25 protein-coding genes are annotated in these 26,960 nt (G+C 62.9%); 12 read left to right on the top strand and 13 right to left on the bottom strand.

The window, feature by feature from the left end; genetic code table 11:
* The first annotated feature begins 257 nt into the window (after positions 1-257).
* Together CV102_RS22875 and CV102_RS22870 are read left to right on the top strand one after the other, a co-directional pair.
* Positions 258-551, top strand: coding sequence for a hypothetical protein (locus CV102_RS22875; RefSeq protein WP_148860333.1), 294 nt, complete (start codon positions 258-260; stop codon positions 549-551).
* 364 nt (positions 552-915) lie between these two features.
* Entirely contained in the window at positions 916-2,700 is a 1,785-nt protein-coding gene (locus tag CV102_RS22870; protein ID WP_148860332.1) for a BCCT family transporter, read from the top strand.
* Positions 2,701-2,769: 69 nt separating this feature from the next.
* On the opposite strand, the gene CV102_RS22865 is transcribed toward CV102_RS22870, so the two are convergent.
* The gene (locus CV102_RS22865; RefSeq protein WP_148860331.1) at positions 2,770-3,207 is read right to left on the bottom strand and encodes a universal stress protein; all 438 of its coding nucleotides are present in this window, start codon (positions 3,205-3,207) and stop codon (positions 2,770-2,772) included.
* 202 nt (positions 3,208-3,409) lie between these two features.
* Positions 3,410-3,562, bottom strand: a complete 153-nt coding sequence (locus CV102_RS26250) for a hypothetical protein (protein WP_187433088.1) — start codon at positions 3,560-3,562, stop codon at positions 3,410-3,412.
* Positions 3,563-3,688: 126 nt separating this feature from the next.
* Between CV102_RS26250 and CV102_RS22860 the strand changes: the two genes are divergently transcribed.
* Complete coding sequence (locus CV102_RS22860; protein ID WP_148860330.1) at positions 3,689-4,072, top strand: hypothetical protein; 384 nt, start codon at positions 3,689-3,691, stop codon at positions 4,070-4,072.
* A 20-nt stretch (positions 4,073-4,092) separates the two neighbouring features.
* Here CV102_RS22860 and CV102_RS22855 read toward each other — a convergent pair whose 3' ends face one another.
* Entirely contained in the window at positions 4,093-5,811 is a 1,719-nt protein-coding gene (locus CV102_RS22855) for a formate--tetrahydrofolate ligase (protein ID WP_148860329.1), read from the bottom strand.
* A gap of 340 nt (positions 5,812-6,151) precedes the next feature.
* Here CV102_RS22855 and folP point away from each other — a divergent pair, with 340 nt between their 5' ends.
* The 4 genes from folP (at position 6,152) to CV102_RS22835 (ending at position 13,338) form a co-directional block, all read left to right on the top strand.
* Positions 6,152-8,617, top strand: a complete 2,466-nt coding sequence (gene folP, locus CV102_RS22850; protein ID WP_148860328.1) for a dihydropteroate synthase — start codon at positions 6,152-6,154, stop codon at positions 8,615-8,617.
* Between the two features lie 389 nt (positions 8,618-9,006).
* The gene (locus CV102_RS22845; RefSeq protein WP_148860327.1) at positions 9,007-11,541 is read left to right on the top strand and encodes a GcvT family protein; all 2,535 of its coding nucleotides are present in this window, start codon (positions 9,007-9,009) and stop codon (positions 11,539-11,541) included.
* Positions 11,542-11,590: 49 nt separating this feature from the next.
* Positions 11,591-12,364: an electron transfer flavoprotein subunit beta/FixA family protein gene (locus CV102_RS22840; RefSeq protein WP_148860326.1), complete on the top strand. Its 774-nt coding sequence runs from the start codon at positions 11,591-11,593 to the stop codon at positions 12,362-12,364.
* Positions 12,361-13,338, top strand: coding sequence for an electron transfer flavoprotein subunit alpha/FixB family protein (locus CV102_RS22835; RefSeq protein WP_148860325.1), 978 nt, complete (start codon positions 12,361-12,363; stop codon positions 13,336-13,338). The genes CV102_RS22840 and CV102_RS22835 overlap by 4 nt, the downstream gene beginning before the upstream one ends.
* Positions 13,339-14,339: 1,001 nt before the next feature.
* On the opposite strand, the gene CV102_RS22830 is transcribed toward CV102_RS22835, so the two are convergent.
* The 3 genes from CV102_RS22830 to CV102_RS22820 all read right to left on the bottom strand — a co-directional run bounded on the left by CV102_RS22830 (position 14,340) and on the right by CV102_RS22820 (position 16,256).
* Positions 14,340-14,555, bottom strand: coding sequence for a hypothetical protein (locus tag CV102_RS22830; protein ID WP_148860324.1), 216 nt, complete (start codon positions 14,553-14,555; stop codon positions 14,340-14,342).
* A 177-nt stretch (positions 14,556-14,732) separates the two neighbouring features.
* The gene (locus CV102_RS22825) at positions 14,733-15,266 is read right to left on the bottom strand and encodes a YciE/YciF ferroxidase family protein (RefSeq protein ID WP_148860323.1); all 534 of its coding nucleotides are present in this window, start codon (positions 15,264-15,266) and stop codon (positions 14,733-14,735) included.
* An 84-nt stretch (positions 15,267-15,350) separates the two neighbouring features.
* Positions 15,351-16,256: an SDR family oxidoreductase gene (locus tag CV102_RS22820; protein ID WP_148860322.1), complete on the bottom strand. Its 906-nt coding sequence runs from the start codon at positions 16,254-16,256 to the stop codon at positions 15,351-15,353.
* Between the two features lie 361 nt (positions 16,257-16,617).
* Between CV102_RS22820 and CV102_RS22815 the strand changes: the two genes are divergently transcribed.
* Positions 16,618-17,400 (top strand): HpcH/HpaI aldolase family protein, encoded by a 783-nt coding sequence (locus CV102_RS22815; RefSeq protein ID WP_148860321.1) that lies wholly within the window; start codon positions 16,618-16,620, stop codon positions 17,398-17,400.
* Between the two features lie 65 nt (positions 17,401-17,465).
* Positions 17,466-17,780, top strand: coding sequence for a hypothetical protein (locus tag CV102_RS22810; RefSeq protein WP_148860320.1), 315 nt, complete (start codon positions 17,466-17,468; stop codon positions 17,778-17,780).
* A 138-nt stretch (positions 17,781-17,918) separates the two neighbouring features.
* Here the strand turns inward: CV102_RS22810 and CV102_RS22805 are convergent, their stop codons facing one another.
* Positions 17,919-18,389, bottom strand: a complete 471-nt coding sequence (locus tag CV102_RS22805) for a nucleoside deaminase (RefSeq protein WP_148860319.1) — start codon at positions 18,387-18,389, stop codon at positions 17,919-17,921.
* Positions 18,390-19,110: 721 nt separating this feature from the next.
* Entirely contained in the window at positions 19,111-20,289 is a 1,179-nt protein-coding gene (thrC, locus tag CV102_RS22795) for a threonine synthase (RefSeq protein ID WP_148860318.1), read from the bottom strand.
* Positions 20,290-20,384: 95 nt separating this feature from the next.
* Between thrC and CV102_RS22790 the strand changes: the two genes are divergently transcribed.
* Positions 20,385-20,810, top strand: a complete 426-nt coding sequence (locus CV102_RS22790; RefSeq protein WP_148860317.1) for a universal stress protein — start codon at positions 20,385-20,387, stop codon at positions 20,808-20,810.
* Between the two features lie 44 nt (positions 20,811-20,854).
* Here CV102_RS22790 and CV102_RS22785 read toward each other — a convergent pair whose 3' ends face one another.
* From CV102_RS22785 to CV102_RS22770, 4 genes are all read right to left on the bottom strand, one after another.
* The gene (locus tag CV102_RS22785) at positions 20,855-21,064 is read right to left on the bottom strand and encodes a hypothetical protein (RefSeq protein WP_148860316.1); all 210 of its coding nucleotides are present in this window, start codon (positions 21,062-21,064) and stop codon (positions 20,855-20,857) included.
* Positions 21,065-21,248: 184 nt separating this feature from the next.
* Positions 21,249-22,070: a fumarylacetoacetate hydrolase family protein gene (locus CV102_RS22780; RefSeq protein WP_148860315.1), complete on the bottom strand. Its 822-nt coding sequence runs from the start codon at positions 22,068-22,070 to the stop codon at positions 21,249-21,251.
* A complete protein-coding gene (locus CV102_RS22775; RefSeq protein ID WP_148860314.1) occupies positions 22,067-22,414 on the bottom strand; it encodes a cupin domain-containing protein in 348 nt (115 codons plus the stop codon). Before CV102_RS22775 ends, CV102_RS22780 begins: the two co-directional genes overlap by 4 nt.
* On the bottom strand, positions 22,411-23,196 hold the full coding sequence (locus CV102_RS22770) for an SDR family oxidoreductase (RefSeq protein ID WP_148860313.1): 786 nt from the start codon (positions 23,194-23,196) through the stop codon (positions 22,411-22,413). The genes CV102_RS22775 and CV102_RS22770 overlap by 4 nt, the downstream gene beginning before the upstream one ends.
* 422 nt (positions 23,197-23,618) lie before the next feature.
* Between CV102_RS22770 and CV102_RS22765 the strand changes: the two genes are divergently transcribed.
* Positions 23,619-24,422 carry an IclR family transcriptional regulator gene (locus tag CV102_RS22765; protein ID WP_148860312.1) on the top strand — a complete coding sequence of 268 codons (804 nt, stop codon included), beginning with the start codon at positions 23,619-23,621 and terminating at the stop codon, positions 24,420-24,422.
* A gap of 1 nt (position 24,423) precedes the next feature.
* Here the strand turns inward: CV102_RS22765 and CV102_RS22760 are convergent, their stop codons facing one another.
* On the bottom strand, positions 24,424-25,722 hold the full coding sequence (locus CV102_RS22760) for a DUF362 domain-containing protein (RefSeq protein WP_148860311.1): 1,299 nt from the start codon (positions 25,720-25,722) through the stop codon (positions 24,424-24,426).
* Positions 25,723-25,847: 125 nt separating this feature from the next.
* Between CV102_RS22760 and CV102_RS22755 the strand changes: the two genes are divergently transcribed.
* Positions 25,848-26,960 carry a mandelate racemase/muconate lactonizing enzyme family protein gene (locus CV102_RS22755; protein ID WP_148860310.1) on the top strand — a complete coding sequence of 371 codons (1,113 nt, stop codon included), beginning with the start codon at positions 25,848-25,850 and terminating at the stop codon, positions 26,958-26,960.

Below are 26,960 nucleotides of genomic sequence, written 5' to 3'. Positions count from 1 at the left end.
CCCGCCAAACTGTACTCCTCACTTGCTATAGTAGCCACTGACAGTCACTGCATACCTGATCGCACGATAGCTGTACGATCAGTGCGTAAATCGTTTCAGTTGTCACTATAGTGTTCGTTGCGTTGCTCCTCGAGGAGGGACTGAGCCTGCAAGAGTTAAAACCCGCCGCACGCCGCCGCTTTCGGCGGAGGCGGCCGAGGGAACGAGCGCAAGAGCCTTCACCGACGCCGTGCTACGTACTACCACTCGTGCTATCGATGGATCGCGGACGACCCTACTGTCACAACTGCGCGGCCGAACTGGAGGGAGACGAAACGGTCTGTCCCCACTGTTCGTTCGACCCTCGAGATACGGGGCTCCGAATCGCCCTCGCGATGCTTATCGGAACGGTACTGCTGGTCATGCTCACGGTCCTCTCGATTCCGCTCGTTCCCGTCGTCGGAGCGTATCTGGTGTTCGCGGCGTTTCTCCTCCTGGTGGCGTCCGGCGCCGTCTTCCTGCTCGCGTTCGCGGCCACCCCGTCCCGATTCAGCACGCTCTTCACCAGGTAATCGTCGAATTCACGGTCTGCTGCGATTGCAGTACCACCGATTTCCGTGGTGTCACTCGTGGCGCGTTCCTTCGCTTCCTTCTCGAGCTATCGTTCGACTCGTCAACGTACTATCACGTGAGTGACTATTCGAGTACAGAACTGGTCGGATTATACACAAAAAATGGTATTGCAGAGTACTGGTGGTAGAATTATCGGTTTCTCACTTGCAATATAGTGAGTAGGGAAACAATCAAGTCTCTGCACGAAGGGGTATCTTACTTGTGTGGTGTGTACACACGCATCACTCACGGCTACCGACCAAACCAGAGCCAAAACCATGACCACACGACGACTTACCGAGCGGCGTAACCGAGGGGTGGAGTATGGTAGATGACGACAACCCGTGGGGTGACCGACTGACGAAAGATTGGTTCGAGGCGGATACCGACGTAAAGCCGGGTGACACCAACGTCCAGGTGGCTGGCATGGACGTCCAGCCGCACGTATTCTTCATTTCTATCGGCGTGATCGCCGCGTTCATCCTCTTTACGTTGTTCTATCCGGGCGGCCTCATGGCGAACGCATTCGGAGAGGTGTTCGCGACTCCGGAGGGTGCCTTCGAGTGGTTACAGGGGGGGATCGCCGGTAACTTCGGCTGGTTCTACATCCTGTCTGTGAACCTGTTTATTGCCGTGGTCCTGTTCTTCGCGTTCAGCAGGTTCGGGAAGATCAGGCTCGGCGGCGTCGACGCCGAAAAGGAGTTCAGCGACATCTCGTGGATCGCGATGCTGTTCAGCGCGGGCATGGGGATCGGCCTCATGTTCTGGAGCGTCGGCGAACCGCTGTTCCACTTCGCCGATCCGCTGCTCGGCGCCGAAGGCGAGACGGCCGCCGGCGCGGAAGTCGGCATGGCGATCACGTACTTCCACTGGGGCTTCCACCCGTGGGCGATCTACGGACTCGTCGGCCTCGGCCTCGCGTTCTTCTCGTTCAACCGCGGCCTCCCGCTGACCTTCCGATCGGTCTTCTGGCCGGTCCTCGGCGATCGCATCTACGGCTGGCCGGGCCACGTCATCGACATCCTGACGGTGTTTGCGACGCTGTTCGGCATCGCGACCTCGCTGGGACTGGGCGCGATGCAGATCTCGGCTGGTATCTCGTTCCTGGGCGACGAGGTCGCCGGAACGGCAACTCCCGCGGGAACGGGAATGCAGGTCGCGATCATCGCGGTCATCACCGCGATCGCGCTCGCCTCCGTCTGGGCCGGACTTGACAAGGGCATCCGCCGGCTCAGCAACCTCAACGTTACGCTCATGCTCGTGATGTTGTTTACAGTCCTGATCGTCGGCCCGACGGTGTTCGTCCTCGGGCTGTTCCCCCAGGCACTGGGGACCTACCTGTCGAACTTCCCCGAACTGGCGCTGTGGGCGGACAGCTTCGGTGGTGCACCCTACGAGGGCTGGTTGGATAGCTGGACCGTCTTCTACTGGGCCTGGTGGATCGCGTGGTCGCCGTTCGTCGGGCTGTTCATCGCCCGCATTTCGCGCGGCCGGACCATCCGCGAGTTCGTCGCCGGCGTCCTGATCCTGCCGGCGCTCTTCTCGTTCTTCTGGATGGCGACCCTCGGCGGCACCGCGCTCCACTTCGAACTGTTCACCGAACAGGGCATCATGGGGACGGTCTTCGACGTCGGTGAAGAGGTCGCCATGTTCGAACTGTTCACGCTGCTCCCGTTCACGGTCTTGCTGTCCGTTCTGGCCGTGATCCTGGTGACGACGTTCTTCGTGACGTCTTCGGACTCCGGGTCGTTAGTCCTCGGTCACCTCTCGTCGGGCGGGAAACACGACGCTCCCAGGAACCAGCGGGTCGCCTGGGCGCTCGCCGAAGGTGCCATCGCGGCCGTGTTGCTGATCGGCGGCGGTCTCGGCGCGTTGCAGACGGCCTCGATCACTGCCGGCCTCCCGTTCGCGGTCGTCCTCTTGTTCCTCTGTTACAGCCTCTATCTTGGGCTGGAAAAGGAGTACAGGACGCTCGAGTCCGAGGAGTTCGCCGACTGGGTCGAGGACATCCAGGACGAACGGGACGTCGTCGTGAGAAAGTCCGGCTCCGGCGTCGTGACCAACATCGAGGAATCCGGCAGGCGGGGACGGACTGCCGACGACGACTGAGCCGACCACCCCCTTCTATTCAGTCGGACTGAATCGCTCGACTGATCGCCGCTCGAGCGACCCCGCTGCTCACACGTCGCGGTGTTGTACCGTCGTCACCGGTACGTTCGCCGTGCGAACGACCTTCTCCGTCGTGCTGCCGACGAGGTAGTCGTCGATGCCGCTCCGTCCCTGGACGCCCATGACGATGCAGTCGATGTTTTTCTCGTCGGCGTACTCGACGATCTCCTGGGCGACGCTGCCGGATCTGACGGCCCCCTCTCCGTCGAGCCCTTCCTCGACGGCCGCGTCGACCACCTCTTCGACGAGTCCCCTGCCGTACGTCCGATACTCGTCCATCTCTTCTGGATCGTGGCCGGCGGCGGTAAAGACGTAGTGGGCCTTTGTCTCGATCACGTAAAGTGCGTGAACGGTTGCATCGAACGCCGCGGCGAGTCCGATGCCGTGATCGACGGCGTCCTGCGCTCGCTCGCTCCCGTCTGTGGGGATAAGAATGTTCTCGTACATCTCGCTTCTCCAACGAGAGGTTCGCATAGCAGATCCAAATAATTTATTGTCACATTCATGGCTTCGATTCCGGAAGGGTCACCGAGTCCGGCCGATTCGAGGGCGGACGAGCGGCGACTTCCACGTCGAATTCACCAGGGCCGGGAACGAACGACCGGTAATCGAACCGTTCGCACGGTCGGCCGACCCGGCCGTGCCGGTCCTACTTTTGGGTCTCTCTAACGTAGAGGGCGACGCTGAGAGCGAGAAAACTCGTTCCGGCGAGCATGTACCGTCCGCGACTGAAGGCCACGAACGCGGTGACCGCCAGGACGAACGCGGCGATCAGCGCGACCGTCGGGATCCAGTTCGACATTCTTCGTTCGACTCGAGGCCGCCCACTGAGTTATATGTTATCACGATCCGCGCGAATTCGATCCCAAAAGCAGGGTTCGCCACCCGCCGTCAGTCGTCGGCTGCCGGTTTCGCGTCGGTCGCCTCGATGCCGACCTCGATCTCCGCGGCTGCAGGCTCGTACTCGGAAACGTTCACGCTCCCGTCCCCCGAAGACGCGAACAGGATGGATCTCTCCGCGGAAACGGTCGACGCGATGGCGGCCGGGTACGAGACGAGGAAACTCGAGCGCCTGACGGAACTGCGCGGCGTCGACGTCCCCGTGGCGACCGCGTTCCTGCAGTTTCTCGAGCCCGAACGGTACTCGGTGATGAGCGACCGCGAGTGGAGCGCGCTCCGGACGTACGGGGAACTCTCGCAGTCGTATCCGACGGCGCCGGGACCGGCGGCGTACGATCGGTACCTGGAAACCTGTCGAACCGTCGCCGACTGGTGTGGCTGGGACCTGCAGACGCTCTATCGGGCGCTGTGAGTGATCGAGGCGGAGGGCGGTTAGAAGAGCCCGGAGACGCTCCCATCGGAGTGAAGATCCATCTCGGCGGCAGCAGGCTCGGCGGGAAGACCGGGTAGCGTGAGGACGTCGGCGGTGAGAACCACGAGGAAGCCGGCACCCGCAGAGGGGTAGATCTCGTTTACCTCGAGCGTCCACCCCTCGGGTGCCCCCTTCTGGCTCGCGTCGTCGCTGAGCGAGTGGAACGTCTTCGACATACAGATCGGGACCTCGTCGAAACCGAGGTTCGTGAGTCGTTCGATGTCGTCTTCGGCGTCGCTGTGGTACTCGACGCCGTCGGCACCGTAGATTTCGGTGGCGACGGTTTCGATCTTCGACTTGATCGACGCGTCGACGTCGTAGAGCGGTTCGAACGTCGATTCGGACTCCGCGGCGTCGACCAGATTCTCGGCGAGATCGATGCCGCCCTCGCCACCGTCACTGAAGACGGTGGACTCGGCCACCCTGACCTCGAGTTCGTTCTCGCAGTGGTCGATGACCGCGTCGACCTCCGCGTCGGAATCGTCCGGGAAGCGGTTGAGGGCGACGACGACCGGGACGCCGAACTGCTGGAGGTTGCTGACGTGTGCGTCGAGGTTCTCGAATCCCTTTTCGACGGCGTCGACGTCTTCGGCCTCGAGTTCGTCGAGGTCGGGCGGCCACATCTCCTGGCCGTGGTACTTTAGCGCCCGCACTGACGCGACGAGCGTCACCGCGTCGGGCTCCATCTCGCCGAACCGGCAGACGATGTTCATGAACTTCTCGGCGCCCAGATCGGAGCCGAAGCCGGCCTCGGTGATGAGATAGTCGGAGAGGTGGGCGGCGACCTCGTCCGCGATCAGCGAGTTGGTCCCGTGGGCGATGTTCGCGAACGGGCCGCCGTGGACGAACGCGGGCGTTCCCTCGATGGTCTGGACGACGTTCGGTTTCAACGCGTCTTTCAGCAGGATCGCAGCGGGACCCGTCGCGCCGATGTCGTCGGCGGTGATCGGGTCACCGTCATCGTCGTAGGCGACGATGATGCGGGCGATCCGTTCTTTGAGGTCGTCGATCCCGTCGGCGAGACAGAGGACGGCCATCAGTTCTGACGCAGCCGTCAGAATGAACCCATCCTGGCGAGGGACGCCGGTGACGTCACCGCCGAGACCGATTACGGTCTCGCGGAGCACGCGATCGTTCATGTCGATCGCGCGCGGCCAGTTGACCCAGTTGACCGCGATGTCGAGTTCGTTCCCGTGTTTGATGTGGTTGTCCAGCATCGTCGCGATGAGGTTGTGCGCCGACGTGAGCGCGTGGAGGTCGCCGGTGAAGTGGAGGTTGATGTCCTCCATCGGGAGTACCTGGGAGTAGCCGCCGCCTGCAGCGCCACCTTTGACCCCGAAGACGGGACCGAGCGACGGCTCGCGGATGGCGACGAGCGCGTTCTTGTCGATCTGATTGAACGCCTGCCCGAGCCCGACCGTCGTCACTGTCTTGCCCTCGCCCAGCGGCGTTGGTGTCATCCCGGTAACTAGAACGAGTTTGCCGTCAGCCGTTCGTTCCTCGCGGATCCGCTCGATTGCCTCGAGTTTCACCTTCGCCTTGTGTTCGCCGAACAGTTGCAGGTCGTCCCGCAGAAGCCCGAACGGTTCGACGACGTCGGCGATGTGGCTCGTCTCCGCGGACTGTGCGATCTCGTAGTCGGTCGGTATCGACTGGTCGGTTTTCTCAGCGGCTGTCATATACAGATACGTTTTCGTGCCTGGTGTTAAGTGTTAACACACTTATAGCGTTCCGGATACGACGTGGGTACCGCGTCGAATCGCGGCGATAGTCGTCGTACGGTGCCCGGTAGCCACCGCCCTCCCCGAGTGCCGAAAGCGGCGGTCTCGCGGTGATACCGGCGACGGCCTGCGACGCCGACCGGCGTGAGTGGCGTCCTCGAATCGGTGTCCGTCCACGTTCGGACACCGTCGACAGAGCGGACACAGTCTCACGGCAGAACGTGTAAGAGATCGCACCGGTTGTGGATCGAAACCGGCCAGTAGGAACTTTATTGGCTGGCGTGTGATCCACTATGCCATGGAGTACCACGAAGCCGTCTCCAGGGTGGAACGACTGCGACGGCTCCGGCCGGAAATGGGGACGGAAACGACCGCTGCGATGCTTTCACACCTGGGGAATCCACACGAGGATCTGGTCGCCGTCCAGATCGCCGGATCGAACGGCAAGGGGAGTACGGCTCGAGTTCTCGACCGGATCTTCCGGGAAGAAGGGCACACGGTCGGCTGTTACACCTCTCCCGACCTGAACGACCGGCGCGAGCGCATCACGGTCGGGGGCCGGAAGATCCCGAAACACGAGGTGGTGCGGTTCGTCGAGACCGTCTGGCCCTTCGTCGTCGACCGGGCCGTCGAGGGGGCGGCGCCGACGTTCTTCGAAGTGTTCACCGCCATGGCCCTCTGGCACTTCGATCGTGAGGACGTCGACGTCGCCGTCCTCGAGGTCGGCATCGGCGGCCGCTACGACGCGACGAGCGTGGTCGATCCCGCGGCGGCCGCGGTCACCACCGTCAGCCTCGAGCACACCGACATCCTCGGCGACACGGTCGAAGAGATCGCCCGCGACAAGGCCCAGGTCGCGCCGGCGGACGCGCCGCTGGTGACCGGTGCGACGGGCGCGGCGCTGGACGCGATCCGAGAGGAAACCGACGTCGTGCGGGTCGGCCTCGAGGCGGAATCCGACCGCGATGGAGACTCGAGCGATCGATCGGCCGAAACGATCGACGTGGTGGCGGAAGAGACCGGGATGGTCTCGCCGACGACGTCGTCGATCTCGCTGGTCGGTCCCGACTGGGAGGTCCGGAGCCGAACGCCGCTACTCGGTCGCCACCAGGCAGTCAACGCGGGAATCGCCGCCACGCTCGCCAGACAGATCGCCGGCACGTCCGAACGAGACATCGCGGCGGGAATCCGCAACGTCCGGTGGCCAGGGCGGTTCGAAGTGATGGACGACGAGCCACTCGCGATTCTCGACGGGGCTCACAACCCCGACGCGTGTGCGACGGTCGCGACGCTTCTCGAGCGGTTCGAGTACGACGACCTCCACCTCGTGTTCGGTGCGTTACGCGACAAGGACCACCCGGAGATGTGTCGGATGCTCCCGGATCCCGACCGGGTCTACCTCGCCGCGGCGGACGTCGACCGCGCCCTCGGAACGGACGTGCTCGCCGAGACGTTCGACCGCGAGACGGACGCCGAGACCGATCGGTTCGGGTCGGTCCTCGTCGCACTCGATCGGGCACTCCGGACGGCCGAGCCGTCGGACTGCGTGCTCGTGACCGGATCGCTCTCCGTCGTCGGGGAAGCCCGCAACTGGTGGACGCGGACGCTGCGATCGGTCCGGACGCCCACCACGGAACGCGCTCGAGCGGTCATGCGGCGTGCGGACGTCCCTGCCTCGGAACGCCGGGATCGCGCGGATCGGTACCCCCACCGAACGCTTCGATTTCACGTCCGCCAGGCGGAGGCGTCCGAACTGCGCACGCTGATGGAGTCGCTCGGCGGCACCTGTGCGGTCGCCGGTATCGGTGCGACGGACCAGCACGTCGAAGTCGTGCTCGGTGGCACGCTCGCGCAGTTCAAGGATCTCGTCGCCACCCTTCGCGGGCGGGCGGTCGGCGGCCGTCGGCTGGCCGAACAGCTGACCGACGCGCTCGGCATCGGGGCCGACGGCTCGACCGGCGACTACCCGTGGAACGAGGGGACGGCGGTGATGGGTATCCTGAACGTGACGCCGGACAGCTTCCACGACGGCGGCGAGTACGACGCTGTCGGGGACGCCGTCGCTCGCGCCGAGGAGATGGTCGCGGCGGGGGCGGACGTCGTCGACGTCGGCGGCGAATCGACCCGACCGGGAGCCGAGCCGATTCCCGCCGAGACGGAACGCGAGCGCGTCCTCCCGGTTCTCGAGCGCCTCGACGGACTCGAGGCGACGGTCTCGATCGACACGCGCAAACCGTCGGTCGCAGAGGCCGCGCTCGACGCGGGCGCAGACATGGTCAACGACGTCACCGGGCTCGCGGACGCGGAGATGCGACGCATCGTCGCCGAACGGGAGGTGCCGGCCGTGCTCATGCACAGTCTCTCCGCCCCGGTCGACCCCGGTCGCCAGCACACCTACGACGACGTCGTCGACGACGTGCTCGAGCGACTCACGGAGCGGGTTCTCCTCGCCGAGCGCGCGGGGATCGATCGCTCGCGACTCGTGCTCGACCCCGGACTCGGCTTCGGAACGACCGCTGCCGAGAGTTTCGAGTTGCTCGATCGGATCGCGGAGTTCCGTGCGCTGGGGACGCCGCTGATGATCGGCCACTCCCACAAGTCGATGTTCGATCACGTGGCGCGCCGCGACGAGGATCGACTCGTGCCGACCGCTGCCGCGACGGCGCTGGCGGCCGAGCGCGGCGTCGATCTCGTTCGCGTCCACGACGTCGCCCCGAACGCCGCCGCGATTGCCACCGCCGAGCGGACCGTCGCCGACCGGTAGCTGTCACTGCGGATCGACGCGGGACTTCGATCGTTCAGCGCTGTGGCTTCGACTGGAGTCGGCCGTGCCGTTCGTCCCGACTCGAGCCCAGAACTACCGTTCGAGTGGCACAACCTCTATAATTAGAGACACGTTGTGGACGTCTCGTGAGCCGCGTCGGACGCCGTTCGGCTGAAATTTGAGGCTGCTACGGGCCGGTTCGCGAACCGCCTGCCACCACCGACCGGTGTTCGAATCGCTCGTCGTATAATATCTGTGTCAGATGTGCGGACGCTTAATATCCTGTGAGGTAGTACCAAACGACCGACGATGACACTGTACGGCACTGACTCGAGAGTAGGGATCGACTCGAGGAACGGACGGTCACGCGACGGAGGGACTGATCGCCGATGAGCGACGGGGAGTTGCCGTCGCGTGCGGAGACGGTCATAATCGGGGCAGGGATCGTCGGGAACAGCCTCGCGTATCACCTCGCGAAGCAGGGTCGGGACGATATCCTGTTGACGGACAAGGGGCCGCTCCCCGATCCGGGTGGCTCGACCGGTCACGCGTCGAACTTCCTGATGCCGGTCGAACACTCGAAGGAGATGACCCACCTCACTCGCCGGAGCATCGAACAGTACGACGACATGGACACGTTCACGAACAGCGGCGGGATCGAGGTGGCCCGGACCGACGAGCGGATGGACGAACTCGAGCGACGCGTCCAGTCGGCCAAATCGTGGGGTGAAGCCGGGCGACTGCTCACCGTCGAGGAAATCGAGGAGATGGTGCCCTACGTCAACACGGACATCATCAAGGGCGGCTTCTACAGCGAGGGTGCCGGCACCTGCGATCCGCTGCGGGCCGGCGAGGTCATGCGGGCGCGGGCGGACGACGCGATGGACGGCGGTCTGACGCTCTCGCCGAACACCGAGGTGCTCGACCTGCACGTCGAGAACGGCGCGATCCAGGCCGTCGAAACCGACCGCGGGACGGTCGAGGCCGGCGAAGTCGTGATCGCCGCGGGGCTGTGGAGTCCGAAGATCGCAGAGATGGCCGGCGTCGAGATTCCGCTGACCCCCGCCGTCCACCAGATGGTCAGCGTCGGCCCGATCTCGTTCTTCGAGGACTACGAGGGCGAGATTTCCTTCCCCGTCGTGCGGGACATGGATACTCAGATGTACGAGCGCCAGCACGGTAACGACCTCGAGGTCGGCTCCTACCAGCACCGGCCGATCCTCTGGGACGTCGAGGACATCCCCTCGATCGACGAGGCGCCGCTGTCGCCGACACAGCCGCCGCTGACCGACGACGCGTTCGAGCAGTCGATGGCCGACGCCCTCGAGATCGTTCCGGAACTGCTCGACGATCCCGAGGCCGGCATCCGCCACGAGATCGACGGGTTGCTGTCGGTCACGCCGGACGGAATGCCGCTGCTGGGCCCGCTCCAGGACGTCGAGGGGCTGTGGTCGTGTGCCGCGGTCTGGATCAAGGAGGCGCCGGCGATCGGTGAAGCCGTCGCCCAGTGGATGACCCGTGGCTGGTCGGACATCGACCTGCACGGCTCGGATATCAACCGGTTCTACGAGTACGGCACCTCCCGAGAGTTCGTCAAGAACCGCGCCCACGAGGGATTCCAGAAGATCTACGGCATCGTCCACCCGGCCGAGCAGTGGCAGAGCTCCCGGCCGCTGCGGACCAGTCCGTTCTACGACCGGCAGGACGCGCTCGACGCGCGGTTCTTCGAGGCCGCCGGCTGGGAACGGCCGCAGTGGTTCGAGTCCAACGAGGATCTCCTCGAGCGCTACGCCGACGAACTCGAGGGGCTGAAACGACCCAACGAGTGGGACTCGCGGTGGTGGTCGCCGATCATCCTGGCCGAACATCTGCACATGCGGGACAACGTGGCCATGGTCGGGGACATGGGCTTCGGCAAGTTCGACTTCGTCGGCTCGGACGTCGTCGACTACATGGAGCGGATGGTCGTCGGCCGGACCGACGTCGACGTCGGCAAGACGGTCTACACGCCGGTTCTCGCCGAGAACGGCGGGTTCGTCTCGGACCTGACGATCGCCCGGCTCGGGGACGAACAGTACCGCGTCATCACCGGCGGGGCGGCGGCCGGCGGCGACCGCGCCTGGTTCTCGGGCCACATCGGTGCCGACGAGGACGTGACGCTGATCGACCGCTCCGAGTCGCTGTGTACGCTCGGCGTCTGGGGTTCCGACGCCCGCGCGGTCGTCGATAGCGTGGCCGAGGAGGACATGTCCCACGAGGCGTTCCCGCCGTACACCGCCCAGGAGGTGACGATCGGCGAGGTCGACTGCTGGGCGATGCGCCTCTCCTACGTCGGCGAACGGGGCTGGGAGATCTACACGTCGATGGGCCAGGGCCAGCGCCTCTGGGATATCATCGCCGAGGCCGGCGAGGAGCACGACATCCGCCCCGTCGGCATGGGCGTCTACGGGACGACCGGCCGCATGGAGAAGGGGTATCGCCTCTACGGCCACGAACTCGAACTCGAGTACACCCCGGCGGAGGCCGGACTCACGTTCCACGGCGTCAAGGACGCCGACTTCGTCGGGAAGGAGGCCTACGCCGAAGCGCTCGAGGAAGACAACGCAGCCACGCTCTGTACCCTCTCGGTGGACGATCATACGTCCTCTGACGGCGAACGCCGGTTCATGCTTGGCAACGAGCCGGTGCTGAACAAGGACGGCGACGTGATCGTCGACGAGGAGGGGCGAGAGTCCTACGTCACCAGCGCGGGAACCGGCCCGAGCGTCGGCAAACACCTGCTGATGGCGTATCTCCCGCCGGAGTACGCCGACGAGGGGCAGGGACTGCACGTCGAGTACATGGGCGAACAGTACCCCGTGACCGTCGAGGTCGTCGGAAGCGAGCCGCTGTTCGATCCGGAGAACGAACGGATCCGCAGCTAGCACAGCCCACGAATCACACCGAGGCCGTCCGCGGCCTCCCATCCACACAATGAACGTACTGGCCTGTATCAAACGGGTACCGAACACCGGTGCAAAGATCGTACTGACGGACGACAATCAGCGAATCGACACGAGTAACCTCGGGTTTACCATGAGCCCACACGAGGAGTGCGCCGTCGAGGAAGCCATCCAGCAAGTCGAGAGCCACGGCGGGCAGACGCACGTCCTCACGCTCGGCCCCGAGGAGGCGACCGAACAGCTCCGGACGGCGCTCGCCATGCGAGTCGACGAGGCGACGCTGCTCGAGACCGACGGCGAGGAGTGGGGCCCGCGGGCGACCGCGTCGGCCATCGCGACCGCCATTCGCGACCTGCCCGACGAGGACACCGAGTTCGACCTGCTGCTGTTCGGCAACGAGTCGGCCGACATGGCCAACTACCAGGTCGGCGTCCGCGTCGCGGCCGAACTCGATCTCCCCTGCGTGACGGGAATCAAATCGCTCGAGGTCGAGGACGGCGTCGCGACTGCGAAACGCGAGATTTCTGGCGGCGAGGAGGTGTACGAGATCGACCTGCCGGCGGTCGTCGCGGTCAAGGAAGGGATCAACGAACCCAGATACGCCTCGATGCGCGCCAAGATGCAGGCGCGCCGCCAGGAGGTCGCCAACCTCGAGCCCGATCGGGCGGTGGCTCCGGGCACGTTCGAGAAAATCCGCCTGGAAGCCCCCGAAGCGGACGACTCCGACGCCGAGGTTCTCGGGGAGGGGGCCGACGCCGTCCCGGAGATCGTCGAACTACTCGAATCGGAGGTCGAAGTGCTATGATCCTCGGACTCGTCGAACACGAGAGCGGCGTTCCCGAGGAGACCTCCCTCGAGGCGCTCACGATGGCTCGCGAGTTAGCTGCGGGCGAGGAGACGGAACTCGGCGCCGTCGTCTTCGGTGAGGAGGGAGGCGCCTTAGAGGGCGAACTCGGCCCGTACGGCGTCGAGGAGATCTACCACGTCACGCACGACCGTCTCGACGGCTACGCACCGGCGGCGTGGGGTGAAAGCATCACCCAGCTCGTTTCGGAGCTCGGTGTGAGCACGGTCGCGGCCCCCGGAACCGATCGCGGGCACGAAGTGCTGGCCCACGCCGGTGCCGCACTCGACGCCCCGATGGCGACCGACTGCATCGCCGTCGACGTCGTCGACGAAGGAGAGACCTACGAGCTCCGACGCCACCGCTGGGGCGGCAGCCTCGTCGAGCACGCCCGACTCGAGGGCGAGACGAAGCTGGTGACCGCCGCCGAGCACGAGTACCCGATCGAGGAGGCCGCGTCGACGACCGAGCCGACGGTCAGCGAGTTCACGCCGTCGCTCGACGACGCCCACCTCCGGGTCCGCGTCGAGCGAGTCGAGACGGCGGACGAGGAAGGAATCCCGCTGGGCGAGGCCCGGGTCGTGGTCGGCGGCGGCCGCGGCGTCGGTGGCCCGGAGGACTACGACAAACTCGAAGAGCTGGCCGATCTGCTCGGTGGAACGGTCGGCGCCTCGCGGGCTGCAATCAACGAGGGCTGGCGACCCCACGACGATCAGATCGGGCTGACCGGTGCACAGATCAGCCCCGACATCTATATCGCCTGCGGGATCAGCGGCGCAGTCCAGCACATGGTCGGCTGTAAGGGGGCCGATACCATCCTCGCGATCAACACCGACTCCGAGGCCGCTATCGTCCAGAAAGCCGACTACGCCGTGATCGGCGACCTTCACGAGGTTGTTCCGGAACTGACCGAGGCGATACGAGAGACGACGTGACGGACGGCGTCGTCGACGGTGCTTACGGCACCGCCTGACGAAGTGATTCGACTGGCGCACAGTCTCCGAATGCGAGATTCGGCGCGACAATACCTGTCTCTTCAGCGATAAGTTGTGTCCGGTAGTTATTTACACACGTATGGGTGTAATTACTATGGGTAGGGTTTAGTTACCGCGCGATCGGCAGCGCAACGCTGGCACGAAATTCTCTGTTTATGACACTCTGTGTGGTTGTCGATACAGTCGATGGCTCTCTCGTCAGTTCACGTCGCTTTCAGATGCACGAACTTCGATCGAATCGATTCGGAGCCCGTAGCGTCTCCTTGATCACGACACGCACGTAGGGCTGTTCGAGAAGCCTCGATTTTGTATACAGATAGCGAATCGAATAGGTTCGGAAGTTGTCTGTGGTAGGGCATTTCCAGCCGAGAGACGCGAATTCGAACTGCGGATCAGTTTTCGTCGATTCATACGCGCTCGAACCGTTAGAGTGCCGCTCGAGACTATTATCATAGTGTCGATAACTTAAAATTCGCATAACTTCCCCAGTGGTTGCGAACGCGTTGTTGAGGACGAAATAACCGACAGAGCCGGTGTGAGTGACCGAATTCGAGCACTGACTCCGTCTGGACTGCTGAGACGATACGACGACGCTTTGGCCTGAGCCCCAGTAGTACAGAAATATCCGTTGACGTACGTATGCGGAAACCTCTCTCTATTCGATTATTTCGATCGATTCTCGGTCCGGGGATCGTCCCAAGACTGTCCTCTCGTCGGATACGCTGGCTACGAGATCGAGGGGGTAGACCATCGGGTCGCCAGGACGAGAGCCAGCAGCGCTGTCTGGATCGAAGCGATAATTATCCCGAGTGCCCATTCACTCTCGACAGAGTTACCCGATGGGAACGCTTGGCAAGAGCAACGACGCGCGTTTTGTGCCTCGGATAACTACCCACCGACAGGTGGCTCGAAATGGGCGATCAGATCCCGAGCGCATTCGGTCACTGCTGCAATCGACGACCGATGGTCGGCTGGACGATCGTCTCCCGTCTCGAGTCCCGTCGGTGGATCACGCCTGCACGAACCCGGGTGAAATCGAGGCGGGTTCCGAGATGAGTGATGAGTCGAACGACCGGAACAACGAGGCCAGCGACCGGAACGACGAGTCGAACGATCGGGACGACGATCGGAGACGTCGCGTATATCCGAAAGGGCACTGCCAGAACTGCGGGGAACCGCTCCGATTCGTGCCGTGTCTGAACTGTGCGGCGCTCCGCGAGCTAGAGGAGGAAGACGAATAGCCAACTCGTCTTGCAGTACCCTGCTCGATCGTCCCGGCGCGGATCGAGCCCGCTCGAGGGCTGTGCCCCGTAACCGATCACTCGACCCCTCGGTCAGCTCCGTTTCGAACCGGGTAGCCTGTCCCAGAGCGTCCTGCCGTCCGTCCCCTCGACGAGCGCCTGCAGCTTCCGGAGGGTCTTCGCTTCCTGCTCGAGGTTGCGCTCCAGCGGCTCGGTCACGTCCGCGCCGAGATTCGCCTGTTCGGCCGTCACGAGCAGCCCCTCGTAACTGGTAATTTCGAATCGCTCCGTCGCGATCGCCGCAGTGAGGTAGTAGGTGTTCAGGACGGCGTCGTCGCTCACGCCGGCGTCGAACCGTTCTCGCTCGGCCAGCAGGCCGTCGACGATCCGGTTGTCCCGTCTGGTCGGCTCTCGGCCGAGCGCGTCGAACGCCGCCTCGACGTGCTCGACTTGCGTCTCCGTCTCTGTCCGGTGGATGGCGAAGCCTTTGCTGAGGTTGTCGTTCGTGGCCGCCCCGGACATCTCCTCGAGGGCGTCGACCAGCTTCAACTCCATGTCGTAGACGCCCTCGAGTTCGGCGACGAACAGGTCACGGAAATCGCGAACTTCGGTCTGGTGGTCACTCACTGTAGTTCCGGCCGGACGTTCGGGGAGGAGCCACAAAGCCGTTTTTCCGGTAAAACGGACACTCTCGAACGACGACACTCGCGGCTACCGTCCGCTGGGCTCGGGGCGGTCCGCCCGGTGGTGTCGAGCGAACCACCACCCGAGTAACCGCTTTGCCGGGTACGTGGTTGCGACGCGGACGCCGAGGGAGAGCACCGGGGTCCGCCACGATTCGGGAAGGACGGCCGCGACGGTCGCGCCGACTTTCGCCGTCCAGCCGACGCTGTACCGTCGCTTCGGGGACTCGCTGGTCGCCGCCTCGAGTATCGTCTCGGCGACCGTCTCGGGCGTCGTGATCCCCAGGCCGCCGCTCTTGCTCGTGTGGAGCTGTTCGTGGAGCTCGTAGAGGTCGGTGTACGCCGTCCCGTGGTCGACGTCGACGAGTTCCTCGCGCATGCGGTCGTAGTGGTCCGTCGCCACGACCGTCGGCTCGACCACGACGACGTCGACGTCGTCTTCTTGTACCTCCTGGCGGACGGTCTGGCTGGCGGTCGCGAGCGCCGATTTCGAGCTGCTGTAGGCGCCCAGTCCGGCGATCGGAAAGCGATCCGTGATGCTCGTGACGTTGACGATCGTCCCGGAGCCCTGCTCGCGCATGTGCGGCAGGGCGGCGCGCATCAGCCGGTGTGGGCCGAAGACGTTGACGTCGTACTGTTCTCGAACCTTCTCGATCGGCACGTCCTCGATGGGTCCCGGCTGGCCGAAGCCGGCGTTGTTGACGAGACAGTCGAGACGGCCGCGCTCCTCGATTATTCGGTCGACCACCCGTTCGGCGTCCGCGCTCGAGGTCACGTCGAGGCGGGCCGTCGTCGCGCCGGCCGCCTCGAGTTCGGCGAGTTCGTCCGGGTCTCGCGCGGTCGCGTAGACGTCCCAGCCGTCGGCGAGAAACGCGCGGGCGGTCGCGCGTCCGATACCCGACGAACAGCCGGTGATGAGGATCGTCTTGCTCATTGGGGACGAGTACGCGCTGTACGCGGATAGGTTCGCGGCCGACGGCACGTCGGCGGCCTCTCGGATCGAACGGCTTTCGCCAGTTCTGCCGAACTCGAACAGGACGCCGCGGGAGTCACTGCGCGGTTTCGCGGCGGCAGTTCGGTGTCTCCCGACTCGTCACTCGAACTCGAGGGCGAGCGTCTCCGTCGGATTCGTTTCGACCGGGTCGGACTCCTCGGGACGGTTGGAATCCGGAGTCATAGCCGACGGTTGACGGGCTGGAAACGTGGCTGTACTGCCCGACCTGCTTGCCGACGGTGCGATCGGAGTCTCTGCGAAGACGCTCAAGATTGATATGCGAACCGTGTGAGTCATCGGTATGGAAGACGGACTACAGCAACTACTGAAACCTGGAGAACACGCAGTAGGGAACTGGATCTCTATCGGGCATCCGACGGTCGCGGAGATCTGCGCTCGCGGGTTCGATTTCGTGATCGTCGACACCGAACACACGGCCATGGAACTCGAGTCTCTCGGAAACGTCCTTCGAGCGGTCGATGCCCTCGACGAGGACGTTGAACCGCTCGTTCGTGTTCCCCGGAACGACCGCGCTCGGATAAAACGCGTTCTGGATCTAGGGGCCGCGGGACTGATGATCCCGATGATCGAAACCGCCGAACAGGCGGAACGGGCTGTCGAAGCGATGCGATACCCACCCGAAGGCGTCCGCGGGGCCGCGCCGGCACGAGCCTCTGACTACGGGCGGACCTTCGACGAGTACTTCGAGCGCGCGAACGAGGAACTGACGACCATCGTTCAGATAGAGACCAAACGCGGCGTCGAGGACGCCGAGGAGATCGTCTCCGTCGACGGAGTGGATGCGGTCATCGTCGGCCACGGGGATCTCTCGGCGTCGATGGACGTCTTCGGCGAGTGGAAGCACGAGCGATTCCGGGCGGCACTACAGTCGGTGCTGGAGGCAGCCCACGACGCCGGAACGCCCGTCGGAATGCTCGCGACCGATCCCGAGGGAATCCGTCGCCGGGTCGACGCCGGTGTCGATTTCGTGATCGTCGGTGCGGACATGTTCTACCTCGCCGACGGCAGCGAAGCCGCACGATCGGAGTTCGAGAAACTGACAGGGAGTGCCGATTCAAGCTGAACTGTGGTGTCAGGATTCCAGTGGAACCCCCGAACGACTATATTCGCCGACGGTGCCGTTCTCGTATGGTCGAGGCACACCTCCCAGAACTCGAGGGCGAGCGTATCCGGTACAACGACGATACCTGGGAGTTTACCGGCACGATCGACGTGAAACAGAACGGCGACCGAATCCACGCCGAGGCGAAAAAGCCCGAGCGGGTTCGCGGGAACACCGGAACGCTCAATTTCACGCTCGCCGATCCGCCAGGGTCTCTCAATCCGGGGAACCTCGGAGAGTTCAACTGTGAACTACAGGAGGAGGCGAACGGTTCTACACTCGTGATCGACCGAAATCACACGACCGATCGGTACAACCTCGATAGCATGAGCTACGCCTGACCCTGGTCGGTTCGTATCCGATTCCATCCGAGGGCTGCTGCTCGAGGCGAGAGCGGAGAGAGTTCCTGGCCGACCGACGAGTGGTACGTTTCCAGTCTTGCGTCGGTGGAACGCGGGTGTACTGACGAACCGTCGACTTCAATCGTGAGTCCCTGACCAGTCGTACTCTTCGTGGATCCGTCGTCCCTCCTCGTTCAGGACGGGGCCGACAACAGCGGTGATCCCGTCGAGTATCGTTGCTGATCGGACGGACGGACTACTCCCTGTAAACTCTGCAATCTCGTCTCCGTCGACGCTGTACACGACCCGGTCGAATCCAGCCCGTACCATCCCGCCAGCACACATCGGACACGGCTCCGTACTCGTGTACATGACCGTTTCCGCGCGGTCGTCGGACTCGAGTTTTCGACACGCACGGTACGCGAGGTGGAGTTCTGGGTGTCGACGGATATCGTTCTCCGTAACGACGCGGTTGGAGTCGGTCAGAACGACTGCGTCGTCGCGAACGAGCACGCTGCCGAACGGTCGATCACCGCGGTCGGCGGCCTCGCGAGCGAGTTCGAAGGCCCTTCGCATGTGCGAGTCGTGGTCGAAATCGTCGGGATTCATCTTGATCGTGTCTGTACGGGCGGCGGGAAGCGAAATAAGTAACCCCGGAGGATATTCAGCGAGTTACAGATAGGGCGCTCGATCGAACAGATACACGCGCTTATCGGCGATTCCGAGAACGAAGGCGTCGACGGCTAGCGAACTATCAGTTTCCTCGGCTCGACGCCGCTCGAGCACCTCCGCGTCGAGATGCTCGCGGTAAAACGTCGCGGCAGTCTCGGGATCCTCAACCTACATAGCTACGTGAAAGAACGATTTGGGATTCATAGCTACTATTCACCAGACTAACAGATCAATCCGGCTATTTCCGTACCTTCGATGCGTGAATCACAAAACGCCGCCGTGGCCGTCGCTCGGAGACGGTGAGCGAGTGCGTGTACTACTCCAGTCGCGATGACTGCATCGACCGATCACAGTACCGTTACACCCTCTCGGACTGTATAGACCGACGTCCAGCAGTGCTGGCCGTACCCTGCCGTCGGTCTTGGAAAGGCACGCTACTGCGGAAACGGCTGCGGCGGCTGCGGTCGTCCTCACAGGAATTTGCCGGAAAAACGAGGTCTCCGTCGCTGAATTTTTCGCCGTGAAGAAGGCATATTCTGCCGGCATTCTGTCGACGAGAACGCCGCTCTCGATCCGAGAAATAGGGAGACAGGTACGTTTTCGAATCTATATTTGAAACGATATGAAGGCAAATATGTTCGATTACAAACTGTTCCGGTCAGCGGCCGACGACGGTTGCGAGCTCTCGTTCGAGGTCGTCGAGATCGATCGTCCGGCTCCGGACCTCCGTATCGTATCGCTCTTTGTATCCAGATCCGGTGAGGATGGCGACCACGTTATCCTCCGTCTCGACGGCACTCGAGCGCGACAGGCGTCGAATTCCGGCGAGCGAAACGGCACTCGACGGTTCGACGGACACTCCCGCTTTCGTCGACAGTTGCCCCATCGCGTCGCGGATCTCGTCGTCTGGGACGGAGATAACCGCTCCGTCGGTGTCACGAGCAGCTGCGAGCGCTCGCGTCCCACTCGGGGGATCGCTGTTCGCGATCGATACCGCGATGGTCTCCTCGGAAGTTACCGGCGTTACTACCGGTTCGCCCTCTCGATAGGCCGTCGCGATGGGATCACATGACTCTGCTTGGACGAAGTAGAGCGCAGGCACGTCGTCAATCAGATCTGCGCGCTCGAGTTCGCGAATCGCCTTCCAGACGCCGCTCGCCTGTCCGCCGCTACTGATGGGGAGGACGACCGCGTCAGGTACGGTGGGTTGCATCTGTTCGAGAATCTCGTACGCGACCGTCTTCTGGCCGGCGACCCGAAGCGGCGTATCCGAGTTGACGAATGCGACGTCGGTCTCGAGCGAGAGCGTCTCCTCGTACAGTCGACCGTAGTCACCCTCGACGCGGAAGATGTGGGGTCCGTGTCGGGCGATCAGCTCGAGTCGCGCCGGTGGAGTCTCTGCCGGTACGAAGACCGTACACTCGAGTCCGGCGCTCGCGGCGTACGCGCTCGTGCTGAGTGCCATATTTCCGTGGGAGACGGTACCGACCCATTCGTACCCGGTCTCCGACGCGTGGCTGACGCCGACTGCGGTCCCGCGATCTTTGAAGCTTCCGGTCGGGTTCTGGGCTTCGTTTTTCACGTAGAGCGTACAGCCGGCGTACTCGTCCAATCGGTCCGCGCGGACGAGCGGTGTCGTTCCGGGGGGGATGCCGACCGGATCCGATACCGGAAGCATGTCCGCGTATCGCCACATTCCGTCGCTCCACTCGGCGTCGGGCCACTCGAAGTCGGTCGAATCGGTGTCGAACCAGAGAGGTTCCCCGCACTCACACCGCTTCCGAGCGTCGACCTCGTACGCGTTCCCACAGTCGTAACATCGAACCTGCTGGTTCATTCACGAGAGTTGTCTCGCCGGGACGGTAAAACGCTTTGCTCGAGTCGGTGCGAGCACGCCGTGATACTTAAGTAGATATCCAGACAAGACTCAGTATGTACCGAGTTTTACTTCCTGTCGATTCGGACGAACGACGAACCCAACAGGCGATAGAGGCGATCAGTTCCCTTCCCGGCGATCTCGGCGATCTCGAGGTGATTGCGTTGAATGTTTTCAAGGAATTCGAGGTGACCGACGAGGGTGGACGGATCAGTTCTGCGGACATTTACGACGAAAGCGAGTTTCCCGAGAGCGTCAAATCCGCGCTCGAGGCGCTCGAAGACACCGGTGTGGCGGTCACGACACGCCGAGAACACGGCGATCCGGCCGGGATCATCCTCGACGTGGCTGCGGACGTCGACGCCGACAATATCGTTATGTGCGGTCGCAAGCGAACACCCGCCGGCAAGGTACTGTTCGGAAGCGTGACGCAGTCGGTGTTGCTTTCGGCGGATCGACCTGTCACTATCACGACTGACTGACTCCATCCAGTGGCGTCCGAGGACAGGTGCTCTTTGACGGCGGCTCACCTGATGTAGAGAACGTACACGGTTATCGCGAGTCCGAGTGTGACGCTCCCGACGACGGCAACGAGCAGTCCGAGTAACCGGTCTACTCGTAAGAGGTATACGATGACCAGTGTGAACGCTGCGTACAGAAAGGCGAGGTAGATACCGAAGCGAAACCACTCGGTCCGCACCGAGATCCCCGTATCGCCGCTGTCATCTGGTTTCATCGGTGCAACTACCACGTAGTACTCATGTACGAGACGACGTGTAGTTTACTCACGGACGAGCGCTGTACGCTCTTTTCACCGCTGCTTACCGAATTCGTGTGCGCTCGAGTTGATGGATACGCTCGTACCGGCAGGCCGAACGGAAGCCGGTGGTCCCGATCCGCTGGCAAGGAGAACGGCACCGTTAGCGGACCACGGGAGCGTCGACGGCGCCGATCGTCTCGACCGTCGCGCGGACCTGATTGCCCGGTTCGATCGGTTCCGCACCGGGTGTCCCCGTACTGAACAGGTCGCCGGGACGCAGCGTCATCACCTCGGAGTGGAACGAGACGATCTCTCGAGGCGGGAACAGCATGTTTCGGATTTCGTTTTCCGCGGCGACCTCGTCGTCGACGATCGTCCGGACCGTGAGGTCCTCAAGCGTGAGTGGCTCCTCGGGGACCGCGATCGTCGGCCCGACGACGAGGAACGAATCAAAGCTCTTCGCTCGCGTCAGGAACCGCGGATTGCGCTGAAGAATATCCTCCGCGGTCATGTCGATGACCGGGAGATAGCCGGCGACCACGTCGTCAACCGTTTCTTCGGCGACGTTTCGACACTCACGGCCGATCAGTACCGCGAGCTCGGCTTCCGCCGTAACGCCGTCGCTCTGCTCGACGGGCGGGAGCCTGATCGGTCCTCCCGGGCCGGCGACAGTGTTTGCGGATTTCATGAAACTCGCCGGCTCGTCGGGCCGTTGCTCGTCCAGGTCGCCCGCGTGCTCTGCGTAGTTCAATCCGATACCCCAGAGCTTGCCGAACTGCGAAAGCGGCGGCCCGAACTGGACGGACTCCGGATCGATTCGCTGGGCAGGCGCTGCGTCTACGTCGGGTAGCGTACCGGCCGCGGCGCGCGGAAGCGCGTCTCGGACCCGCTCCAACTCGGGTGCAGCCGCTGCGAGCGGGACGAATCCGTCGTCGTCACCGAGGAGCGGGCGGCCCTCGGGGGTACGTGCGAGGAACTTCATTCGTCCCTGTGGGTCCAGAAGTCGAACGATCGGCCGGGTGCGAACACGTCCAATCCGACCGCCCGCTCGTCGCCGGTGTTTTCGACTTTGTGACTCTCCCAGGCTTCGAGCCACACGGAGTCGTACTTTTCGAGCGTGGTCTCGTCGTCTTCGGTCGCGACCGTGAGTTCGCCCTCGAGGCAGAGGCAGACTTGCTCGTTCTCGTGGTCGTGCATTGGTGAACTGTGGCCTGGCGGCTTTTCGAACCACTCGAAGGAGAACTCGTTGCTGCCGGCCATCGACACGCGCCGCCAGCCCTCGTCGGGTTCGTACGTTTCGGCGTCGTCGAAATCGACCTGTTTCATAGGTTTGCACCCGTGGAACCGCCGTCGATCAGGACGCTCTCGCCGTTGATGTACCCCGAGAGTGGTGAAGAGAGGAACGCAACGGTGTTACCCAGTTCCATCGGATCACCGACGCGTTCGAGCGGATTGCTCGCCCAGTCGTCGAGACCCTCCTCGTAGGAATCGTAGTCGCCACGCTCGACGGCCTGGTTGACGAGGTCCTCGATGCGCTCGGTCTCGTGCGGACCGGGGAGCACTGCGTTCGCTCGCACTTCGGGAGCGAACTCCCGTGAGAGCGTCTTTTCGAGGCCGATAACGCTCATTCGAACCGAGTTCGAGAGAACGAGGCTGTCGATCGCCTCTTTGACGCTTCGTGACGTAATGTTCACGATCGTTCCCTCACCGTCGCGCAGGTGGGGTTCGGCCTCGCGGGCGAGTCGAACGACGCTCATTACGAGGAGGTCGTAGGCCTCGTACCAGTCGTCGTCGTCGGTCTCGAGGAACGGTCCGGATGGCGGACCTCCAGCACTAGTCACGAGATGGTCGATGCCGCCGAACGCATCGACGGTCGCCTCTACGAGCGCTTCGATGTCGTCCTCGTTCGTGAGGTCTCCCTGCTGGGCGACGACTTCGCCCGTCGCGACGGCTTCGAGCTCGTCTTTCGTCTCTGCGAGTCGGTCCTCGTCCCGGCCGTTGATGACGACGTTTGCGCCCTCCTGTGCGAGTGCCTTTGCAGACGCCTTGCCGAGTCCGCTCGAGGAGGCCGTTACTAGCGCCGAATTCCCGTCAATCTGTAGGTCCATGTCGTCCGTATCCCTACAGGAAGAGATAAAAAAGGTTAGCTTTCCGGTAACCGAGGCCAAAACGATCTGCTCCAGCCGAGTCAACAGTTCCGCATTGCAGAATCGAAGAGTAGAATCGCTGTCGCGGGTGTATTGATCCCTGTCGTCTCGACACGTCCGATAGCGCACTTGTTCATACAGTATATTTACTACTGTACTGTTGTAAATCACCTGATCGGGTGTTAGTCCCATGACACCAACCGATTTCCACCATGTGGAATTAATACAATTAACGTTTATGACATACCGTTACACTTCTTTTCACACCGCTCTCGGTTGTAGAATGTAGCAGGCTGCTACGACCGGTTCGGAAGGAGGCGACGAAAGTTCCAGTTTCCGCACAGCGGAATCGATAAGTAGCCGGCGACCAGAGTGGACAGACAATGAACGCGAACAACGAGGGGGACGGTGACGGTATACAGAGTACAAAAACAAGTTTCGAGATCATCCACGCGCTCCAGGATATTGGTCCCGCTCGACTCTCCGAGATTGCGAGTCACCTTGATTTCGCCGAAAGCACGACGCACCGACATCTACGGACGCTTCAAGATCTCAGATACGTCTCCCGCGAGGGAGAGCGCTACCAGATTGGTCTTCGATTCTCCCGATTAGGGCGAGCTGCCCAGACGAGAGATCCGGCGTACGAAATGGCCAAGCCGCACATACAGACCATCGCCGAAAAGACCGAAGAGCGCGCACAGTTCGTCGCCGAGGACCACGGTCTCGGCATCTACCTCCACGTGGAGACCGGTGATCGAGGTGTTCACGTCGGGTTCGGTGTGGGTCGCCAGATCCACCTGCACGGGTCGTCTTCCGGAAAGGCGATTCTCGCAAACTATCCGAGAGAGTACGTCGACGAAATTTTCGATCGGTGGGAACTGCCGGCGCTCACCGAGAACACGATCACCGACCGTGAGGAACTGTACGAGGAACTCGAGGCGGTCCGCGAACGCGGTGTTGCGTTCAATCGCGAAGAACACGTCGAGGGCGTCAACGGTACCGCAGTACCGGTCAAGCGCGACGGGAAGGTTCTCGGCGCTCTTGCCGTTGCAGGCCCGTCTCATCGCTTGACCGGCGACTGGTTCGAGAAAGAACTGCCGAACATGATGCTCGCAACCGCTAACGAACTCGAGTTGAACCTGACTTACTCGACGCCCGGGAGCGCGGACGACCACCTCGTCGAGTGACCTATCTCGGGTCGAACGATGCGGTTCCGTCCTCGAAGACGAGTCGCTCCCGATCGATTACGGAAACACGATCCGAAATTTCCTCGAGTAACGCCTCTGAAACGCGAAACTCCGTGAGATGAGCCGTATCCTTGATCCAGGCGACGCGGACCGTTTCGGGATCGTACCCGCCGAGCGCGTTTAACGCGACTCGCAACGCGAGTTCGTCGTCCGGCGCAACGGGGGGAATCTTCGCTTTGGCGAGCGATCCGCTCGTCAGCGCGTTCGCGTACGTCTTCTGTAGGTCGAGCTGATCGGCCGCTGCTTGCCGAGTGACATCGGCCAGACCGATCCCGTTCCCGTTGCCTTGGGTCTTTTCAGTGAGTCCTCGCGCGTAGATCAGCTTGATCGAGGGACTGTCTGGGTCGGGCGCGTTGAGAACCCGGTACCTTCCGATCACGTTCGTATCCATTCCGGCGCCGGAAATCGCCTTGCCGAGTGTATCGACGACGAGCAGATCGAGATCATCGGTCGGTAGCGCCGGCATTTCCTCTCGCGCTCGCTCGAGAAGGGGGGGTTCGCGGTTCTCGAGCGAGTCGGCCGGAATCGCCTCGACGTGGCCGAGCTCCTCGTGAAAGTTCTCGACGAGCGCGAGGCCGCCGAGCAGCGGAACGGACTCCCTGATAACCTCGATTATCGATTCGATCGTCGGAACGTATCCCCGCTTTAGCGCCGTGGAGTGAAACGCCTGGGCACCTCGTTGTTTCCCGAAACCGACCGTGAGCATCTTGCAGAGACCGCTCTCGATCCGACCGGTAAAGTTCGTGTGCGGCTTGATCCGGTTGATAACTAAGACGGCGTCCGCCTCGAACGCCGCGGTGGAGAAGTATACCGGCGTCGTGGTTCCCTCGACGTCGGTTTCGCCGAGCTTCTCGACGTCCATCCGTGCGTCTATGGGTGCGCCGATAGCTTCCTCCGTAATACCGAGCGCCTCGAGGGTACCGAGCTGACCGCCAGGGGTCGCGCCGCCGTGGCTGCCCATCGCCGGCACGACGACCGGTTCGAATCCTCGATTCTCGACGTACGAGACCACCTCGGCGGTGATCTCGTCGATCCGGTGAATCCCCCTGCTGCCCACGCCAATTGCGACGGCTGCACCGTCCTCGAGATCGTCGAAGCGAAGATTGGGTAACTCTGCCCGCGTCGCCGCCAGCGGGTCGGTTAGCGTCTCCGTGGGAGGTTTGTAACTGACGCGTGCGAACGGCGGCGATTGCTGTGGTTCGATGAGTGAACTGATGTCACTCCGATCGGGGAACTCCATACGCGGATGTATTTCCCCCGAGTCATATACTATTCGACGTGTTCGAGTGCTCGCTTGACGCGGTTCCCTCGGGAGATAATTGCCGTAGAGTGAATGTTTTTTGTTGTCGTTTCACATGGATAGCTGTGGAAATTACAGAGATCGAGAGCATACCGGTAGCGATTCCGTTGGCGGAGCCGGTGTCGTTCTCGAACAGGACGCTCACATACCGTGACCACGCGATCACGTACGTCCGAACCGAGAGCGGACACGAGGGCGTCGGCTACTCGCTCGGATACGAAGGTGCGGAACTGATCTCCGAGGCGGTGGAGTCGTTGCTCGAACCGATGCTCGTCGGCGAGGACCCTCGGGACACCGAACGACTGTGGCGCAAGATGTTCGACGGAACAGTCCAGATCGGTCGTTCCGGGCTAGTCCTGCGAGCGATCTCGTCCGTAGACATCGCACTGTGGGATCTGAAGGCGAAGGCCGCGGCGCAACCGCTCTACAAACTTCTGGGCGGACACGCTGAGGAGGTCCCCACCTACGCGAGCGGCGGGTACTACCGCGACGAGAAGGGTCACGAGGGACTCCGCGAGGAGGTTCAGCGATACGTTTCCGAGGGACACGACACTGTCAAAATGAAAGTTGGGCGGCTGTCGATTCCCGAGGAAGTCGAGCGCGTCGCGGCCGTTCGTGACGAAATCGGTGGCGACCGGACGCTGTTACTCGACGCGAACGGCGCGTGGTCGAACGCAACGGAAGCTATCAGGGCGTGCCGCGAGTTCGAGCCGTACGATCCGTATTTCATCGAGGAACCCGTCATGATCGATAGCGTTGAGGCGATGATCGGCGTCAACGACGCCATTTCGTATCCCGTTGCGACGGGTGAACTCGAGGGGCCGCGGTACGATTTCGAGCGGTTGTACAGCGACGGAGCGGCGGACGTACTCCAGCCCGACGCCACGGTCTGTGGCGGCATCACCGAGTGGCTCAAGATCGCCCACTACGCGGCGGCGCTCGACGTTCCGATCGCCCCTCACTACAACTGGAATCTCCACGCGTCGCTGGTCGGATCGATCGAGAACTCCCTCTGGGTGGAGTACTTCTACCGCGACATGGACGTGAAAGTCTTCGACGACATCGTTGTAGACCCGCTCGAACCGAATGACAGCGGCACGATTCAGCTCCCGGACGATCCGGGACACGGCGTACGGCTAGACGAGAACGCAATCGAACGGTACAGACGGGCCGACTGA

The sequence above is a fragment of the Natronococcus pandeyae genome, from assembly GCF_008122205.1.
Lineage (GTDB): Archaea > Halobacteriota > Halobacteria > Halobacteriales > Natrialbaceae > Natronococcus > Natronococcus pandeyae.
This window is presented reverse-complemented; position numbering and strand designations above follow the sequence as displayed.

What these genes read in the sequence shown, in the direction of transcription:
- CV102_RS22860 (WP_148860330.1), top strand. Translation starts at nt 3,689, where the DNA reads ATGCCGACCTCGATCTCCGCGGCTGCAGGCTCGTACTCGGAAACGTTC.
- CV102_RS26250 (WP_187433088.1), bottom strand. Translation starts at nt 3,562, where the DNA reads ATGTCGAACTGGATCCCGACGGTCGCGCTGATCGCCGCGTTCGTCCTG.
- CV102_RS22805 (WP_148860319.1), bottom strand. Translation starts at nt 18,389, where the DNA reads ATGAATCCCGACGATTTCGACCACGACTCGCACATGCGAAGGGCCTTC.
- folP (WP_148860328.1), top strand. Translation starts at nt 6,152, where the DNA reads ATGGAGTACCACGAAGCCGTCTCCAGGGTGGAACGACTGCGACGGCTC.
- CV102_RS22845 (WP_148860327.1), top strand. Translation starts at nt 9,007, where the DNA reads ATGAGCGACGGGGAGTTGCCGTCGCGTGCGGAGACGGTCATAATCGGG.
- CV102_RS22820 (WP_148860322.1), bottom strand. Translation starts at nt 16,256, where the DNA reads ATGAGCAAGACGATCCTCATCACCGGCTGTTCGTCGGGTATCGGACGC.
- CV102_RS22840 (WP_148860326.1), top strand. Translation starts at nt 11,591, where the DNA reads ATGAACGTACTGGCCTGTATCAAACGGGTACCGAACACCGGTGCAAAG.
- CV102_RS22855 (WP_148860329.1), bottom strand. Translation starts at nt 5,811, where the DNA reads ATGACAGCCGCTGAGAAAACCGACCAGTCGATACCGACCGACTACGAG.
- CV102_RS22870 (WP_148860332.1), top strand. Translation starts at nt 916, where the DNA reads ATGGTAGATGACGACAACCCGTGGGGTGACCGACTGACGAAAGATTGG.
- CV102_RS22785 (WP_148860316.1), bottom strand. Translation starts at nt 21,064, where the DNA reads ATGAAACCAGATGACAGCGGCGATACGGGGATCTCGGTGCGGACCGAG.
- CV102_RS22865 (WP_148860331.1), bottom strand. Translation starts at nt 3,207, where the DNA reads ATGTACGAGAACATTCTTATCCCCACAGACGGGAGCGAGCGAGCGCAG.
- CV102_RS22765 (WP_148860312.1), top strand. Translation starts at nt 23,619, where the DNA reads ATGAACGCGAACAACGAGGGGGACGGTGACGGTATACAGAGTACAAAA.
- CV102_RS22760 (WP_148860311.1), bottom strand. Translation starts at nt 25,722, where the DNA reads ATGGAGTTCCCCGATCGGAGTGACATCAGTTCACTCATCGAACCACAG.
- CV102_RS22835 (WP_148860325.1), top strand. Translation starts at nt 12,361, where the DNA reads ATGATCCTCGGACTCGTCGAACACGAGAGCGGCGTTCCCGAGGAGACC.
- CV102_RS22790 (WP_148860317.1), top strand. Translation starts at nt 20,385, where the DNA reads ATGTACCGAGTTTTACTTCCTGTCGATTCGGACGAACGACGAACCCAA.
- thrC (WP_148860318.1), bottom strand. Translation starts at nt 20,289, where the DNA reads ATGAACCAGCAGGTTCGATGTTACGACTGTGGGAACGCGTACGAGGTC.
- CV102_RS22770 (WP_148860313.1), bottom strand. Translation starts at nt 23,196, where the DNA reads ATGGACCTACAGATTGACGGGAATTCGGCGCTAGTAACGGCCTCCTCG.
- CV102_RS22810 (WP_148860320.1), top strand. Translation starts at nt 17,466, where the DNA reads ATGGTCGAGGCACACCTCCCAGAACTCGAGGGCGAGCGTATCCGGTAC.
- CV102_RS22780 (WP_148860315.1), bottom strand. Translation starts at nt 22,070, where the DNA reads ATGAAGTTCCTCGCACGTACCCCCGAGGGCCGCCCGCTCCTCGGTGAC.
- CV102_RS22775 (WP_148860314.1), bottom strand. Translation starts at nt 22,414, where the DNA reads ATGAAACAGGTCGATTTCGACGACGCCGAAACGTACGAACCCGACGAG.
- CV102_RS22875 (WP_148860333.1), top strand. Translation starts at nt 258, where the DNA reads ATGGATCGCGGACGACCCTACTGTCACAACTGCGCGGCCGAACTGGAG.
- CV102_RS22815 (WP_148860321.1), top strand. Translation starts at nt 16,618, where the DNA reads ATGGAAGACGGACTACAGCAACTACTGAAACCTGGAGAACACGCAGTA.